This window comes from Streptomyces coeruleorubidus (genome assembly GCF_028885415.1).
In the GTDB taxonomy this organism is placed as follows: Bacteria; Actinomycetota; Actinomycetes; order Streptomycetales; family Streptomycetaceae; genus Streptomyces; species Streptomyces coeruleorubidus_A.
The window spans coordinates 5,065,345-5,079,680 of record NZ_CP118527.1 but is presented as its reverse complement, the minus strand read 5'-3'; the positions used below and the strand labels follow the sequence as shown (position 1 = coordinate 5,079,680).

Annotated in this window: 11 protein-coding genes; 4 read left to right on the top strand and 7 right to left on the bottom strand. The window is 71.4% G+C overall.

All coding sequences use genetic code 11. The annotated features are described in order from the left end of the window. Window positions 1-16: 16 nt before the first annotated feature. Window positions 17-1,528 (bottom strand): AAA family ATPase, encoded by a 1,512-nt coding sequence (locus PV963_RS23575; protein ID WP_274817738.1) that lies wholly within the window; start codon window positions 1,526-1,528, stop codon window positions 17-19. 444 nt (window positions 1,529-1,972) lie between these two features. Here PV963_RS23575 and pglX point away from each other — a divergent pair, with 444 nt between their 5' ends. Next, the gene (pglX, locus tag PV963_RS23570; protein WP_274817737.1) at window positions 1,973-5,509 is read left to right on the top strand and encodes a BREX-2 system adenine-specific DNA-methyltransferase PglX; all 3,537 of its coding nucleotides are present in this window, start codon (window positions 1,973-1,975) and stop codon (window positions 5,507-5,509) included. A 34-nt stretch (window positions 5,510-5,543) separates the two neighbouring features. On the opposite strand, the gene PV963_RS23565 is transcribed toward pglX, so the two are convergent. Further along, complete coding sequence (locus PV963_RS23565) at window positions 5,544-6,503, bottom strand: nucleoside hydrolase (protein ID WP_274817736.1); 960 nt, start codon at window positions 6,501-6,503, stop codon at window positions 5,544-5,546. 130 nt (window positions 6,504-6,633) lie between these two features. On the opposite strand from PV963_RS23565, the gene PV963_RS23560 reads away from it, so the two are divergent. Further along, window positions 6,634-7,191 carry a pyridoxamine 5'-phosphate oxidase family protein gene (locus PV963_RS23560; protein ID WP_274817735.1) on the top strand — a complete coding sequence of 186 codons (558 nt, stop codon included), beginning with the start codon at window positions 6,634-6,636 and terminating at the stop codon, window positions 7,189-7,191. Between the two features lie 6 nt (window positions 7,192-7,197). Here PV963_RS23560 and thrS read toward each other — a convergent pair whose 3' ends face one another. Continuing rightward, entirely contained in the window at window positions 7,198-8,475 is a 1,278-nt protein-coding gene (thrS, locus tag PV963_RS23555; RefSeq protein WP_342456397.1) for a threonine--tRNA ligase, read from the bottom strand. 296 nt (window positions 8,476-8,771) lie between these two features. On the opposite strand from thrS, the gene PV963_RS23550 reads away from it, so the two are divergent. Next, window positions 8,772-9,575 (top strand): hypothetical protein, encoded by an 804-nt coding sequence (locus tag PV963_RS23550; protein ID WP_274817733.1) that lies wholly within the window; start codon window positions 8,772-8,774, stop codon window positions 9,573-9,575. A 309-nt stretch (window positions 9,576-9,884) separates the two neighbouring features. Here the strand turns inward: PV963_RS23550 and PV963_RS23545 are convergent, their stop codons facing one another. The 4 genes from PV963_RS23545 to PV963_RS23530 all read right to left on the bottom strand — a co-directional run bounded on the left by PV963_RS23545 (window position 9,885) and on the right by PV963_RS23530 (window position 14,044). Further along, complete coding sequence (locus tag PV963_RS23545) at window positions 9,885-10,676, bottom strand: GAF and ANTAR domain-containing protein (RefSeq protein WP_274817732.1); 792 nt, start codon at window positions 10,674-10,676, stop codon at window positions 9,885-9,887. 192 nt (window positions 10,677-10,868) lie between these two features. Then, the gene (locus PV963_RS23540) at window positions 10,869-11,591 is read right to left on the bottom strand and encodes a TIGR03943 family putative permease subunit (RefSeq protein WP_274822101.1); all 723 of its coding nucleotides are present in this window, start codon (window positions 11,589-11,591) and stop codon (window positions 10,869-10,871) included. Next, entirely contained in the window at window positions 11,588-12,592 is a 1,005-nt protein-coding gene (locus PV963_RS23535) for a permease (RefSeq protein WP_274817731.1), read from the bottom strand. The genes PV963_RS23540 and PV963_RS23535 overlap by 4 nt, the downstream gene beginning before the upstream one ends. 108 nt (window positions 12,593-12,700) lie before the next feature. Further along, window positions 12,701-14,044, bottom strand: coding sequence for a helix-turn-helix domain-containing protein (locus PV963_RS23530; RefSeq protein WP_274817730.1), 1,344 nt, complete (start codon window positions 14,042-14,044; stop codon window positions 12,701-12,703). 114 nt (window positions 14,045-14,158) lie between these two features. Here PV963_RS23530 and PV963_RS23525 point away from each other — a divergent pair, with 114 nt between their 5' ends. Next, window positions 14,159-14,323: a hypothetical protein gene (locus PV963_RS23525; protein WP_274817729.1), complete on the top strand. Its 165-nt coding sequence runs from the start codon at window positions 14,159-14,161 to the stop codon at window positions 14,321-14,323. Window positions 14,324-14,336: the final 13 nt, after the last annotated feature.

The window sequence follows — 14,336 nt, the reverse complement described above, 5'->3', positions numbered from 1 at the left end:
CCCGGGCCCCATCTGTCTAGGGCAGAACGGCCGTCGGCATCGCCCGACCGTAGAGCTCGTCGAGGCCGATCAACAGGACACCACTGCGCTCTGCCTCGTCCCGCAGGGCATCGCTGAAACCGGCAGCGCTGAAGCACGCCAGACCGCACCGCGTGGTGTCCATCCCCCGTCCGGCAAGGAGTTCCCGGGCCCGCTCCAGACGTTCCAGGTGGCTCGTTCCAATGCGAGTCCCCCACTTCGCCTCACCGAGCAGCGTGACCGCGGACTTGTTCCCACCGGACCCCGGCTCCACCACGGCTACGTCGATCTGGATCTGCTGACGCTCCCTCGAGTCGGTCACCACGCCGCTGCCGATCTCGCCCAGTGAGGTGTCGAGCAAGGAGCGTCCTGGTCCGAGCACGTACTCCCGGCACATCGCCTCGAAATGCGGACCTGCCACCTGCGCCGCGAAGCGCTCCGACGACTGCGCCCAGACCTCTGCGGCCTGACCGCTCTCCAGACGGGCCCAGGCCGGGCGCATGACGGCCTCGTAAAAGTTGATCAGTGGCTCGGTGATGCGGTACTGGGACTTCCCGGCCCGGAAGACGTCCGCCTCCCGCACCAGGAGGTGGCTGTCCTCCAGGACGTTCAGCGGATGCGAGATGTCGACGGACTTGCGACCGATGTAGCCGGCGATTCCGCCCCGCGTCGTGTTGCCCTGCGCCACGGCCGCGAGCACCGAGTGGTACAGCGCGGTGTCACGGATGTCCGCCTCTTCGGCAAGCAAATACCGAGCCTCCCGGAAGAGCGGACTGAACGGCGCCAGGACAGTCCGGCACACCCAGTCGTCGAAGTCACTCATACCCGCGGGAACGTCATCCGCCAGGAACTGGCGGCGGTACGCGGGGGTACCTCCCACGATGGCGTGCAGCCGCGCGGCCAGCGCGGGATCGTCGGCGACACTCCAGAAGTCCGCCGCGGCCCGGTATCCGAAGGGCCGCACGACCAGTTCCAGCTGCGCCCGGCCACGCAGAGGTGCTGTGCTGGCCAGCAGCCCGCCCATGACGGACATCGCCGAACCGCACAGGAGCAACCGCATACGGCTCTCCTCTACCTGATAGCGGTCGATCGCGCGCTGGATGAGTGAAGTCAGTCCCGGGGCCACCTTCACCAAGTACGGGAACTCGTCGATGACCACGAGGAACGGGCCGTTCCTCCGCCCGGGCCCGGCCAGATCGAAGAGATACGAGATCGCGTCATCCCATGTAGCGAAGGAAAAGGGCACCGGCGAACCCGCGTGGTCTGCCAGAGCTGCGCTGAACTGGCGGAGGGACTCCGCCTCCGTCCCTGCCGTGGCCCCGAAGTAGAAGCCTCCACACTGCTCGACGAGCGCTCGAAGGAGATACGTCTTCCCCATGCGGCGTCGGCCGCTGACGATCCCGAGCATGGCGTTCGGCCGAGGCCGGTTCACGAAGGAGGTGAGCGCGTCCCATTCGCCCCTGCGATCGTAGACACGCGACGGCTTGTCCGGCCTTGCCCGACGGTTCATGTGACTCCTTGTGCGACCGTTCCACGAGAGGCGCCGACTTTAAGTAGTGCAACCCTAAGGAGTGTACCCCTAGCCCGAGGTCAGGAAGCCCCCGATCGCGATACCCAGAGTGGCCACGCCGAGGAAGGTCACGCCGCCTGCGGCGAGCGCCCCCTTCACCCTCCCTCTGGCCGGACTCCCACCCGTCGTCACCCAACAAATACCAGCCGCAGCACAGCCGAGAAGCGACGCGCCGATCAGAACCAGCGCCACCCACACCCACTTGAGCCACCCGTCATCGCCACCCATGAGCCGCCCACCCCTTCCGTCGAGAACGGCCGATCATCGTGACCGGCCAACACCCAGGAGCGTAGACGGCAATCACAACACTCTCCAAGCTTTATGACACTCTCCCGGTGATAAGGTCAGACCCAGGAACCTATGAAGATGACCGGGAAGGGGCCTATGCCCGTCGACAACGGCCTGGCCGGAGACCTACTACGGCTCACCGCCCGCATAGAAGCGGATCTGGGTGAGCGCCTCCCCGCCGACCCGGCCGTCGAGGCGCTGCGCGACGAATACGACTCCGCCCGGCGCCACGGCCTGACGTCGACGACATGGTCGGCCTGGTGGGACGCCCGGATCTCCCAGGTGGCGACCGCGTGGGTACTGGCGACCGTGATGGTCAGGTTCTGCGAGGACAACGAGTTGCTCGACGTCTCCTTCGCCACCCGCCCGACGGACCTCGCGGACGAAGCCTTCCACACACCCCGACCCCATCTCTCGGCCGGCGACCTCGTCGTGCACGCCATCGACCGGCTCCGCGCGCATCCGGTCATGGCCACGGTGTTCAGCAGCAGCCATCCGCTCTGGCAGCTCCGGCCCAGCCACGAGGCCGGCAAGGAGTTGCTCTCCTTCTGGCGCCGCCGGACCCCGGACGGCGCTCCCCTGCACGACTTCACCGATATCTCGCGCTCCACGGAGTTCCTGGCCGGCCTTCACTCTGCGCTCAACGAGCGGGCACGGAAGTCATACGCCCAGGCACCTACCCCGCTGTTCGTCGTCGACCTCATCCACGATCTCGTACTCGAACCGGCCCTTGCGGAACACGTGTCCCAGGCGGGGGGACTGTCCAGCCTCCGGATCATCGACCCCGCCTGCGGCTCGGGCGCATTCCTGCTCGACGCGTACGAACGACTCTTCCGGCGCTGGTCCGAGACCAGACCGGACATGAGCCCGTGGCAGCGGGCGGCCCGCGCTCTTCGGTCGGTGCACGGCTGCGACATCGACCCGTGCGCCGTGAGCATCACGCGGTTCCGCCTGCTGCTGGCCGCCATGAACAGCACGGGGGAACGGCGCCTCGACGAGGTCCCGGACATGCCACTTGTCGTCGCGACCGGCGACTCCCTTCTGCACGGCCGCCACTCGGAGCCGACGGCCGCGAGTTCGGGAATCCCGTCCGAGATCGACGAGTACACCGCTCGTCACGGGCTCCTCCGGCCGGCGTCGTACCACGTGGTGACGACCAATCCGCCGTATGTCACGGTCGCGGACAAAGCGCTGTCCGCGATCTACCGCGACCTCTACGAGAGCTGCAGCGGGGCCTACGCACTGCCGGTTCCCTTTACGGAACTCGCCTTCGAGCTCGCACAACCGGGCGATGCAGCGGGCCGGGTCGGCCTTCTCACCTCCAATTCCTTCATGAAGCGTGAGTTCGGGCGGAACCTTGTCGAGCGCGTCCTGTCCCGAGTGGAGATCACCCACGTCATCGACACGTCCGGGGCCTACATCCCTGGCCACGGCACCCCGACCGCCATCCTCGCGGGCCGCAACCGCATGGCCAATCCCGGTGCGCCTGTCCACACCGTTGTGGGCCGTCGGGGCGAACCCTCACATCCGGAGGTGCCCGAACAGGGGCATGTCTGGCGGTCGCTGCGAACCATGGCGTTCACGGCCGGTGCTGCGAGCCAGTGGGCGGAGTCCTATCTGCAGGACCGCGGACAGCTGAGTGTGTTCCCCTGGAGCCTCACGCCGTCGGCGGCCCGCAACGTACTGCGCCGCATGGAGACCGGGCAGCGGCTCGGCGACCGTGTCGTGCGCATCGGATACGCCGCCAACACCGGATCCGACGACCTGTTCTGCACCACCGCCCGTTCATTCCGGCGTCAAGGGGCCGAGGAGTTCGCCACCGTCCCGGTACTCACCGGCTCCGAGGTAAGGGACTGGTCCGCGTCCCCGGCGCTCATGGCGTTCTTCCCTCGCACGGATCACCGCTTCGATCCCGTCATCGACCTGGGAAGCGTTCCCGGACACCACCGACGGCTGTGGCCGTACCGGACCGTTCTGCGGGAGCGGAAGGGCGCGAAGAGGACGTCACCCTGGTACGACTGGCACCACATCGCGTCCACCGGGGATGTGCATCCGTGGTCCCTCGTCTTTCCCTGGGTGGCAACCCACCCTCATTTCAGCCTGCTCAAGGGTTCTGCCATCCCCCTCAACTCGGCACCGGTGATCAAGCTGTCGACGAGTGACTCGGCGGAGTCCCATCTCGGACTCCTCGGCACCCTCAACAGCTCGGCCGTGAGTTTCTGGCTCAAGCAGATGAGCCAGAGCAAGGGGCAATCGCGCGTCGACCAGCTACGAGGCGCCGAAACGGGCGGTGAAGCCTGGGCGAAAATCTACGAGTTCACCTCGACCCGGCTTCTCGACCTGCCGCTTCCCGCCGCGTTCCCCGTCGCAGAGGCTGACGAACTGGACTCCCTGGCGGCCGAGTCCCAGCACATCATGCGGGAGATCGCCGCCCCTGAAACCCGGATCACCGGTCGGCTCCTCGACTCCGCCCGATGCCGATGGACGTCCCTCAGATCACGGATGATCGCGCTCCAGGAGGAACTGGACTGGAAGGTGTACGCCCACTACGGCCTGATTCCTTACGACGGGGAGCTGAGCGGCCCGATCGAGGACGTGCCCGACCTCGCATTGGGGGAGCGAGCCTTCGAGATCGTGCTCGCCCGGCGGACCTCGACGGGAGAGGTGGATACGCAGTGGTTCACCAGCCACTCGGCGACGCCGGTGACCGACCTTCCTCAGCACTGGCCGCAGGCGTACCGGGAACTGGTACGACGCCGGGTGAACGCCATCGAGCAGAACGCGTCGCTGGGACTGCTGGAGCAGCCCGAGTACAAGCGCCGCTGGTGGGCCGAGTCTTGGGAAAACAGGATCGCCCCCCTGCTCCGGAATCGTCTGCTCGACCACTGCGAAGCGTCCCACCTGTGGTACGAGTCTTCCCCGGCAGGACGCCGACCTGTCACCCGGACGGTCCGCCAACTGGCCGAACTGCTATGTGAGAACGAGGACTTCACCACGCTGGCGGCGCTCTACGCTCCCGCTGCCGCGCCGTCTGACGTACTGCTGGACCTGCTCGCCGACGAACACGTGCCACAGGCTGCGCCTCTCCGGTACAAGGCGTCGGGTCTCGCCAAGCGGCGTGTCTGGGAAGAGGTGTGGGAGTCCCAACGCCGAGAAGATGCACAGGAGTTCGTCGCCGACGGACGCCATTCGGGCACGGTCCTACCGCGCTTTACGTCCGGAGACTTCCTCAGGCCGTCCTACTGGCGACACCGCGGCAAGTTCGACGTCCCGAACGAGCGGTTCGTCTCCTTCGCATCTTCCGCTTCCCTCCTGTCTCCCACCACGCCGGTGGGCTGGGCGGGCTGGTCCGCCGGTGAGCGAGCCTCGGTGGTGGTCGACCTCCTCGAAGCCGATTCCCACGCCCATGCACAGCGGCCGGAGGCGGCTCTGCCCCTGCTCAAGGCGTTCGCAGAGCTTCTCCCCTGGGTCATGGCCCTCGACGACGGATCCAGCGCTGGTCCGACGCCGGACGGGGAAGCCCTCAAGCACGCCTATGACGAACACCTCACCCGCCTCGGCCTGTCAGACGAGGACGTGGACTCCTGGCGTCCGCCCGCCCCGAGACGCGGCAGGCCGCGCAAGGGCGCTTAGCGGACACCCCCTAAGGAGCCGGCCTCTCCCCGGCCTACTCCACCGTTTTCAGCCACAGCTCCACGTACCGCTCCACGTCCACGCCCAGCGCCACGTCCACCAAGGGCTGTTCACGCACACCCTCGTGGATCTCGGACTCTCCGAGCCGTGGCCGCCGGTCGACGATCGTCTGGCCGCGTGCGGGCCCCGGGGCCAGAACGACCTCGACCGGCAGGCACTCGGTGGTCAGCCCCTTCGGATCGACGACCGCACAGACCGCACCCGCGTCACCGAGCCCACCCATGGGAGTCGGATCACCGGACGTGGCCGGGTCCCGGTGGGCAAGCAGCTCACCGGCCATCCGCAGGCTCGGCTCCGAACTCGCCCGCAGCCGCTCCACCTCCCCCGCGGGCACCAGGACCTTCTTGAACACGTCCAGCCCGTACATCGTGATCGGCACCCCCGCGGTGAGCAGGACCGCGGCCGCCTCCGGGTCGTGCCACACGTTGAACTCCGCGACCGGCGTGGCGTTCCCGGTCGCCACCGCGCCGCCCATGAACACGATCCGCTCGATGTTGCGGGTCACCTCGGGATGCGTCCGCAGCAGCAGCGCGATGTTCGTCAGGGGCGCGGTCGGAATCAGCGTGACCGGCCTGGGCGAGGCGAGGATCTCGCGCCGCAGCAGCGTCACCGCGTCCACGTCGACCGGCACACGGGTCGGCGCGGGCAGCCCCAGATCGCCCATCCCGTCCTGCCCGTGCACGTGCCGCGCCGTCCGCACGGGCTCGATCAGCGGCCGCTCGGCGCCCCGGGCGACGGGAATGTCCCCGGCACCGGCCACCTCCAGCACGGTCAGGGTGTTGCGGACCACGCCGCCCACGTCCGTGTTCCCGGCCACGCAGGTGATCGCCCGCACGTCGAGCGCCGGGTGCCGTACGGCGAACAGCAGGGCGAGGGCGTCGTCGACGCCGGTGTCGCAGTCGATGATCACCGGAATCCGCTGATCGTCCGTCACGACTGGGCCTCCTTCCGCTCCGGCCGCTCCCGGGCGGGGGCGGCACCCGCGACCCTACGGCCTGGAGTGGCGATGATTTCGGTGCGGGCCTCCGGTCGTTATCGGAGAGAACCGACGAAGGAGATCCGCCATGCCCGCACCAGGACCCGCGAAGCAGCCCACGACCGAGCTCGACGCCCGTTACAGTTCCGCGCTCAATCCGCGCCCGGGTGCCTCGGACGTCACCGCCGTCGACTGGGCCGAGGCCCAGCGGCATCTGAAGGCCGCCGAGATCTTCTGGGTGTCCACGGTGCGGCCCGACGGCAGACTGCACGTCACGCCCTGCATCGCCGCCTGGCACGACGGAGCGCTGTACTTCTCCACCGGCAGGGGGGAGCAGAAGGCGAAGAACCTCGCGCACGACGCGCACTGCGCGCTGACCACCGGCGCGAACTCGCTCGCCCAGGGGCTCGACCTCGTGGTCGAGGGCACGGCGGAGCCGGTCACCGACCCGGCGCTGCTGGAGGAGGTGATCACGGCGTACGAGACGAAGTACGGGCCGCACATCACCTCCCCCGAGGGCACCTTCCACGGCATGGGGGACGCGTTCCGCAGCGGGGACGACGTGGTGTTCGCGGTGGCACCGGCGACGGCGTACGGCTTCGGCCGCGACAACGGCGTCTTCAGCCACACGCGTTGGGCGTTCTGAGCCTGCTCAGGCAGCTGCCGGTGCCCACAGACCGGTGGCGCGGGCCGCTACCCGGTCCCCGATACGGCGCAGCAGCTCGGCGGCGGGGAGGGGGTCCGGGCGGTGGCCGTCGCGCACCCGGAGTGCCACGAGCCCGGCGGCGGCCTCCCTCCCGCCGATCACCGCCTGGTACGGGACCAGCCGGGCCTCGCGGACACGGGCGGCGAGGGTGCCGTGCTCGGGGCCGGCGACCTCGGCGCGCAGGCCGAGGTCGTGGGCGCGGCGGGCCAGGGCGTGGGCGTCCTCGCTCTGCTCGTCCCCCACCGGCAGGATCACCAGCTGCACCGGGGCCAGCCACGGCGGGAAGGCTCCGCCGTGGGTCTCGACGAGGTGGGCGACCGCGCGTTCCACACTGCCGATGACGCTGCGGTGCACCATGACCGGGCGGTGCTTCGCCCCGTCGGGGCCGATGTAGTGCAGGTCGAAGCGTTCGGGCTGGTGGAAGTCGATCTGGACGGTGGACAGGGTGGCCTCCCGCCCGGCGGGGTCGGCGATCTGCACGTCGATCTTCGGACCGTAGAAGGCCGCCTCGCCCTCGGCGGCCTCATAGGGGATGCCGGAGCCGTCCAGGACCTCCCTGAGCAGGGCGGTGGCCCGCCGCCACAGGTCCGGGTCCGCCACGTACTTGCCGCCCTCGCCGGGCAGGGAGAGGCGGTGGCGGGCCGCGCGGATGCCCAGGTCCGCGTAGGCACGGCCGATCAGCTCCAGGGCGCCGCGCGCCTCCTCGACGGCCTGCTCCAGGGTGCAGAAGATGTGCGCGTCGTTGAGGGTGATGGCCCGTACCCGGGTCAGGCCGCCGAGGACGCCGGACAGCTCCGAGCGGTACATGCCGCCCAACTCGGCCATGCGGAGGGGTAGTTCGCGGTAGCTGTGGGGGCGGGAGCGGTAGATCAGGGCGTGGTGGGGGCACAGGCTCGGGCGCAGCAGGACCTGTTCCGAGCCGAGGTCCATCGGCGGGAACATGTCCTCGCTGTAGTGGTCCCAGTGCCCGGAGATCTCGTACAGCTCGCGTTTTCCGAGGACGGGCGAGTACACGTGCCGGTAGCCGGCCCGCTGTTCCGCCTCGCGGATGTACTCCTCCAGGGTGTGCCGCACGATCGCGCCGTCGGGCAGCCAGTACGGCAGGCCCGCGCCCATCAGCGGGTCGGTGTCGAAGAGGTTCAGTTCACGGCCGAGCCGTCGGTGGTCGTGCATGGTGGGCTCCTCGGGTCTGAGGCGAGCACCACACGACGAAGCCCGGGGCACTCGCCCCGGGCTTCGGACATCTGCGTCAGCTGTCAGCGCGCCGGGACACTCTCCGGCGTCGTCGTGAGAGACGGGAACGGCTGGGCGCGCTTCATGGGCGTGACCGTAACAGGGGGGCGGCCCGCGGGGCGACGGCTTTTCGCGGTCGCCCGGGAGGCGTACGCCGCCCTCACCCGAACAGCCCGTCGCACTGGTGTGCCGCCCGTCGCGGTGGTGCCGTAAGAGCACGTACCCGATCTTGGAGAGCCCGCCCCGTCAGGAGGCACCTCCATGAACTCCCCGCAGGAGGCCCTCCGATGCCCCACCCTCCGGCCGGCCGACGCGGCCCAGGTACCCGCGCCCTGCTCACCTCCGCGCTGTCCGTGACGGCCCTGCTGGCCACGGCCGCCTGTTCCCTCCAGGACGAGCCGCGGCCACGGTGGTTCTCCGCCTCCGCCACCCCCACCGGCGCGTCGCCCGCCGGCGAACGGCCCGCGGGCTCCGGGGCCGGTCTCACCGAGGCCCAGGCCCAGGCGGCACTGATCACCGCGGTCGATCTGGGGGAGCCGTGGGGGCCGACGCGGGGTGCCAGGACCTGGCGGGACGGGCTGCTCAAGGCGACCACGGAGGACCGTGACTGCCAGCGGCTGCTGGACGCCCTCTACACGGAGGAACTCTTCGGCACCCCGGCCGGCCCGAAGGCGACGGCCTCGTTCGACGACGCCGACACCGACGCCCAGTTGCGCTACCAGGTCGCCGCCCATCCGCCGGCGGACGTCGACCGCACCCTGGCCTGGCTGAAGTCGCTGCCGGAGAGGTGCGGCGAGTTCACCGCCGCGACCACGCGCGGCGGCATCCAGGGCGTCCAGGTCAGCGACATGCCGCTGCCGCCGGTGGGGGACGCCCGGCAGGCCCTGCGCGTCACCCTGGCCGGCGAGACCGAGGAGGGTGAGCTGACGTACCTCACGATGGACCTCGCGGCCGTGCGGGTCGGGCAGGAGACGATCACGCTCACCAACGCCGGCCTCGACGAGGTGTACGAGGAGGTCACGCAGCAGACCGCGGAACTCGGAGCGCAGCGCCTGGCCGAGATCAGGAAGCGGGGACGGGCCCAGATCTGACGGACACCGGCCGGATCTCGTGCTCCATACCGCTCCACCACGCCGACCGGGCCCCACCACCGGCCGGGCCTCGCCACCAGTCCCCACGCCACCCTTCGGTCTCGACACCGGCCGCCGGCCCCCCGGGCCTCGCCACCAGCCGGATGTCGTCACCGCCCCACACGCCGCCCAAGCCCCGCCACCACTCCCACACCACCAACCGCTCCCAACACCACCCCCAACGCCGACCGGCCCCGCCACCCGCCGCTCTCAACACCACCCCCACACGCCGACCGGCCCCGCCGCCGCTCCCAAGCCACCGGCCACGTCTCAGTACCGTTCGAAACGCCTGCGGTGGGCGATCACCTCGCGTGCCGCGTCGAGGGCCGTGCAGCCGCGGGCGAAGGCGTCTGCCCGCAGTCGCGCGAGCGCGTCGTCGGCGCCGACGCCGAGCTGCGCCATGATCATGCCGACGGCCTGGTAGACCTCGTCGTGGTCCGCGGCCAGCCCGCTGAGCCAGGGTTCCTCGTCCCGCGGCTCGGCCTCGGCCCCGCGCGGCAGTGCCATCAGGGCCACCGTCATGACACCGGCCACGAGCCGGGCCACGTGCAGCTGGCGGTCGGTGAGCCCGCCGGGCCTGTCGCGGTACAGGTCGAGGGTGCCCACGCACACCGCGTCGCTGCCCAGCGGCACCGCGTACACCGCCCGTACCCCGGCCTCCGTCGCCTGCTGGGCGAAGACCGGCCAGCGGCCCGCGTCCCGGCCGGTCGTCAGGTCGCAGGCGAGCACGGGCGCCCCGTCCTCCACCGCGCTCTGGCAGGGGCCGTCGCCCAGCGTCGCCTGGATCTGCGCCAGGTGCGCGGCGTGCGAGCTGCTGGCGCTCAGCTGGACGGGCATCCCCTCGCTGCGCAGCGACACGCTCGCGCCGACCACCGGCAGCAGCTCGACCGCCACCTCGCACAGCCGACCCGGGACCTCCCCGGGCTCGGCGCCCCGCATGCCCCTGGCGATCACATCGGCGGCCCGGATCCCGTCCAGGTCCAGGTCACCGCCCCCTGTGCGGCGGGGACCGGGGTCGCCGCCGGGGGCGTCTCGGGGATCGTCCCTGGGCCGCACGACCACCGCCTCCTTCGATCACCGGCCTTCGCTGTCGACGCTCTTCCGGCCCCGCTGTACGCGGGGTGGGCCGGTGAGCGCCGCCTGCCCGGGCCGGCCGGTGTGCGGCGGCCTCCGAGCCCTCCCGGAATCGTGCCCCGACTACCCGTCGCAGGTGGGGCGAAACCCCTGCGCCGGGCCGTCACCGCGGCATGCCCCTCAGCGCTTCTCGTACGGGCTGTCCGGCTGCCGCACCCGCCGTACGGAGGTGGCGTCCAGGACCGGCGGCCAGGCGGCGGCCGAGCCCAGCTCGCCCTGCGGGTGCCAGGTGCCGGTGACCGTGACCCAGGTGTCGACGGACGGGGCGCCGGCGCCGCGCACCTCGGCCTTGGCGGTGGTGGCGTCGGCGGCGCAGCAGGAGACGACGAGGCGGGTGACGTACCAGGTGCCGTCGGCGTCGCGGGTGACGAAGCCGGTGAGCCGGACCGTGCGTCTCTGCAGGGAGCGGCCGCTGTCGTAGACCGCCCGGGAGCCGAACTCCCCGAGGGTGAGGTCGAGCGGGTTCCCGGCCGGCAGCGCCGGGAAGGTGCCGACGCCCCGGGCCGCGCGCTGGGCGGCCTCGCGCTCCGCGCTGTAGGAGCCGAGGGCGGGCGGCGGGAACAGCAGCAGGGCCAGGGCGGGGAGAGTGAGGAACCAGGCGACACGGGGGCCGGCGGGGCCGTGGGTGTGGTCGGGGTGGGAGTGGGGGTTCTCCTGCTCCCCGGCTGTCCGCGCCGGCACCGCCACCACCACCGCGAGCAGCACCAGCACCACCCCCGACACCACCAGATACGGCCTCAACCCGACCTGCACGTACCGCAGATACAGATCGCCGAAGAGCGAAACCCGCAGGATCGCCGCGCCGACGAGGGCGAGCAGTACGGCCGGTCCGTAGCGCCTCACAGCAGCCACCACCCCACCAGGACGCTGCTCGCGACGGCCACCAGCCAGGTCGCGCTGGAGAACCGCAGCGCGAAGGACCTGCCGAACGTGCCCGTCTGGAGCGCGATCAGTTTGAGGTCGACCATCGGCCCGACCACCATGAACGCCAGCCGCGCGGTGGGCGAGAAGCCGCTCAGCGAGGCCGCCACGAACGCGTCGGCCTCACTGCACACGCACAGCACGACCGCCAGCACGGCCAGGAGCAGCACCGACAGCCAGGCCGACCCGGTGAACACCTCCAGCAGCGACCTCGGCACGACGATGTCGAACGTCGCCGCTGCCGCCGCGCCGACCACCAGGAACCCGCCCGCGTGCAGGAAGTCGTGCTGAAGCCCGGCGACGAAAGCACGCGGACCACCCGGGGCGTGCGCCGCGCTCCGCTTCGGCGGCCGCAGCCACTCCTCCCGCCCGAACCGCGCCCACAGCCAGCCCATCACCACGGCCGTGGCGAGCGAGGCGACCAGCCGGCCGAGGACCATCTCCGGCTGCCCCGGGAAAGCGACGGAGGTCGCCACCAGGACGACGGGGTTGATCGCGGGCGCGGACAGCAGGAAGGCGAGGGCGGCCGCCGGGGCGACACCCCGCCGCATGAGGCTGCCCGCCACCGGAACGGACGCGCACTCGCAGCCGGGCAGGACGACCCCCGCCGCCCCCGCGACCGGCACGGCGAGGGCCGTACGGCGGGGCAGCAACCGCTGGAACACCCGCTCGGGCACGAACGCGCCGATCGCCGCCGACACGACCGTCCCCAGCAGCAGGAAGGGCACGCCCTGGACGGTGATGGCGGTGAACACCGTCCACCAGGCCGCGACCGGCGGGGTGTAGAGATCGAGCGCCAGCATCGGCCCGAGCACCGACACGACCGTCACGACGGCGATCAGCGCGGCGCCCCCGAGGACGGCGTACACGAGGGCCCGCAGCCCCAGCCGTATGCCGTCGGCCACCGTCCGTTGGTTCTCCACGCTCCCCCACGTTCGACTTCGCTCACGCGGGCGGTACCCCCATCGCCCCGGTCGTTCACATTCCGGAAGGAGGCTAACCCGCCCCGACCATGCGAAGCCCCTCGTTCCTCACAGAGGAGGCTGTGCGGGCGCGGGCCCGAGGGTCGTGGTACCGGGGGCCGTACGGTGCCCGAGACCCGTCCGGTAGGCGTCCAGGGCGGCCTCCACCCGGCCCGTGCGCCGCAGCAGGTCCCCCAGCAGGCGGCACAGGTCGGCCAGGTCACCGGCGGCGCCCGCCCGCTCCAGCAGGCTCAGGGCGCGGACGTAGTGCTCCTCGGCCTCCTCCGTCCGGCGGGCGTCCTCGGCGATGATGCCGAGCAGGCGGTGCGCGGCGGCGGAGTGGACGGCGCCGCGCTCGGGGGACAGCTCGTCGAGCACCTCGCGCAGCAGGGCCGCCGCCTCGTCGGACTTGCCGCGCCGGTGGAGCACGTCGGCCAGTTCGACGGCGACCTGGCTGCTGTAGAGGGCGGCGCGCTTGGCCGACAGCATGCCGAGGGCCTCCCGCAACTCGCTCTCGGCCAGCTCCAGTTGGCCGTCCTGGGCGTAGACGTAGCCGCGCATCCAGTGGCAGTTGGCGAGTTCGGTGCGGATCCGCAGGCCCCGGTACAGCTCGGCCGCCTTGGCCAGCGAGGCATCGGCCTCGGCGAGGCGGCCCTCGGCGACCAGGGTGCGGGCGACCGACCGGTGCATGCGCGCGACCAGGGCCGGGTCGCCGGACCGCGGGGCGAGCGCCAGGGCGAACTCGGCGGCCTGGGCGGCGCGGGCGTGCGCGCCCATGTCCATGTACGGCCCGATGGCGCTGGCGTAGAGCAGCAGCAGGGCGTCCGGGTCGTGCAGCCCACCACGGTTCAGCTCATCGAGGGTGGTCTCCAGCAGGTAGACGGCGTACCGGAGTTCACCGGCGAGGTAGTGCGCGACGGCCCGCCCGCGCAGCGCCGGGACCCGTGCGGGCAGCGGCGCGCCGGCCAGACAGCCCTCGGCCCGCTCGAAATACTGCCGCCCCGCCACCAGCTCGCCCGTCTCCAGGGCGCACTCGCCGAGCCCGAGCAGCGCGGCGGCCTGTTCCCCGGCCAGCCCCTGCGTCTCGGCCTCGACGAGTAACCCGGCGTACTGCTCCGCCGCCGCCTCGGCCTCACCGACGGCGAAGACGCGCTGGGCCTCGGTCAGCCGCAGCCGCAGCTCGGTCACGAGCCGCGCCGAACGCCCGGTGGCGAGTTCCTCGAAGGCGACGCCGAGCCGTCCGGCGAGATGCCGCAGGGCGTCGTCGGAGGGCCGCACCCGGCCCGACTCCAGGGTGGAGACGTAGGCGGGGGTGTACACGGGTTCCGCCAACTGCCGCTGCGTCAGCCCGCGTTCGACACGCAACCGCTGCACCCGACGGCCGATGGTCCCCGGATCGTCACGCTCCCCCATGGCAACCCCCCTGTCCCTCTTGCCGTTCGGCTCGGACAGCCCCTAGGTTAAACCGAGAGTTAAGCGTGCTTAACACGCTGCTGTCGTATTCGCCGCCCCTGTTGCGAGGTCGCCGTGCTCGAACGCCCACGCACCCCCGAGCGGTACGCCAGAGGCTTCGCCGCCGCCGTCGTCGCCGTCGCGACCCTGCTGCTGGCGGCGAACGCGGGGCCGGCGAGAGCGGCGGAGCCGCCGTCCGCACACGAGACGGCCGGTTCGGTGGATCAGCGGCACGGCTGAGGGCTCGGCTGCT

Coding starts and splice junctions, on each gene's coding strand:
- PV963_RS23530 (WP_274817730.1), bottom strand. CDS start 14,044: ATGGGGGAGCGTGACGATCCGGGGACCATCGGCCGTCGGGTGCAGCGG.
- pglX (WP_274817737.1), top strand. CDS start 1,973: ATGCCCGTCGACAACGGCCTGGCCGGAGACCTACTACGGCTCACCGCC.
- PV963_RS23575 (WP_274817738.1), bottom strand. CDS start 1,528: ATGAACCGTCGGGCAAGGCCGGACAAGCCGTCGCGTGTCTACGATCGC.
- PV963_RS23560 (WP_274817735.1), top strand. CDS start 6,634: ATGCCCGCACCAGGACCCGCGAAGCAGCCCACGACCGAGCTCGACGCC.
- PV963_RS23550 (WP_274817733.1), top strand. CDS start 8,772: ATGCCCCACCCTCCGGCCGGCCGACGCGGCCCAGGTACCCGCGCCCTG.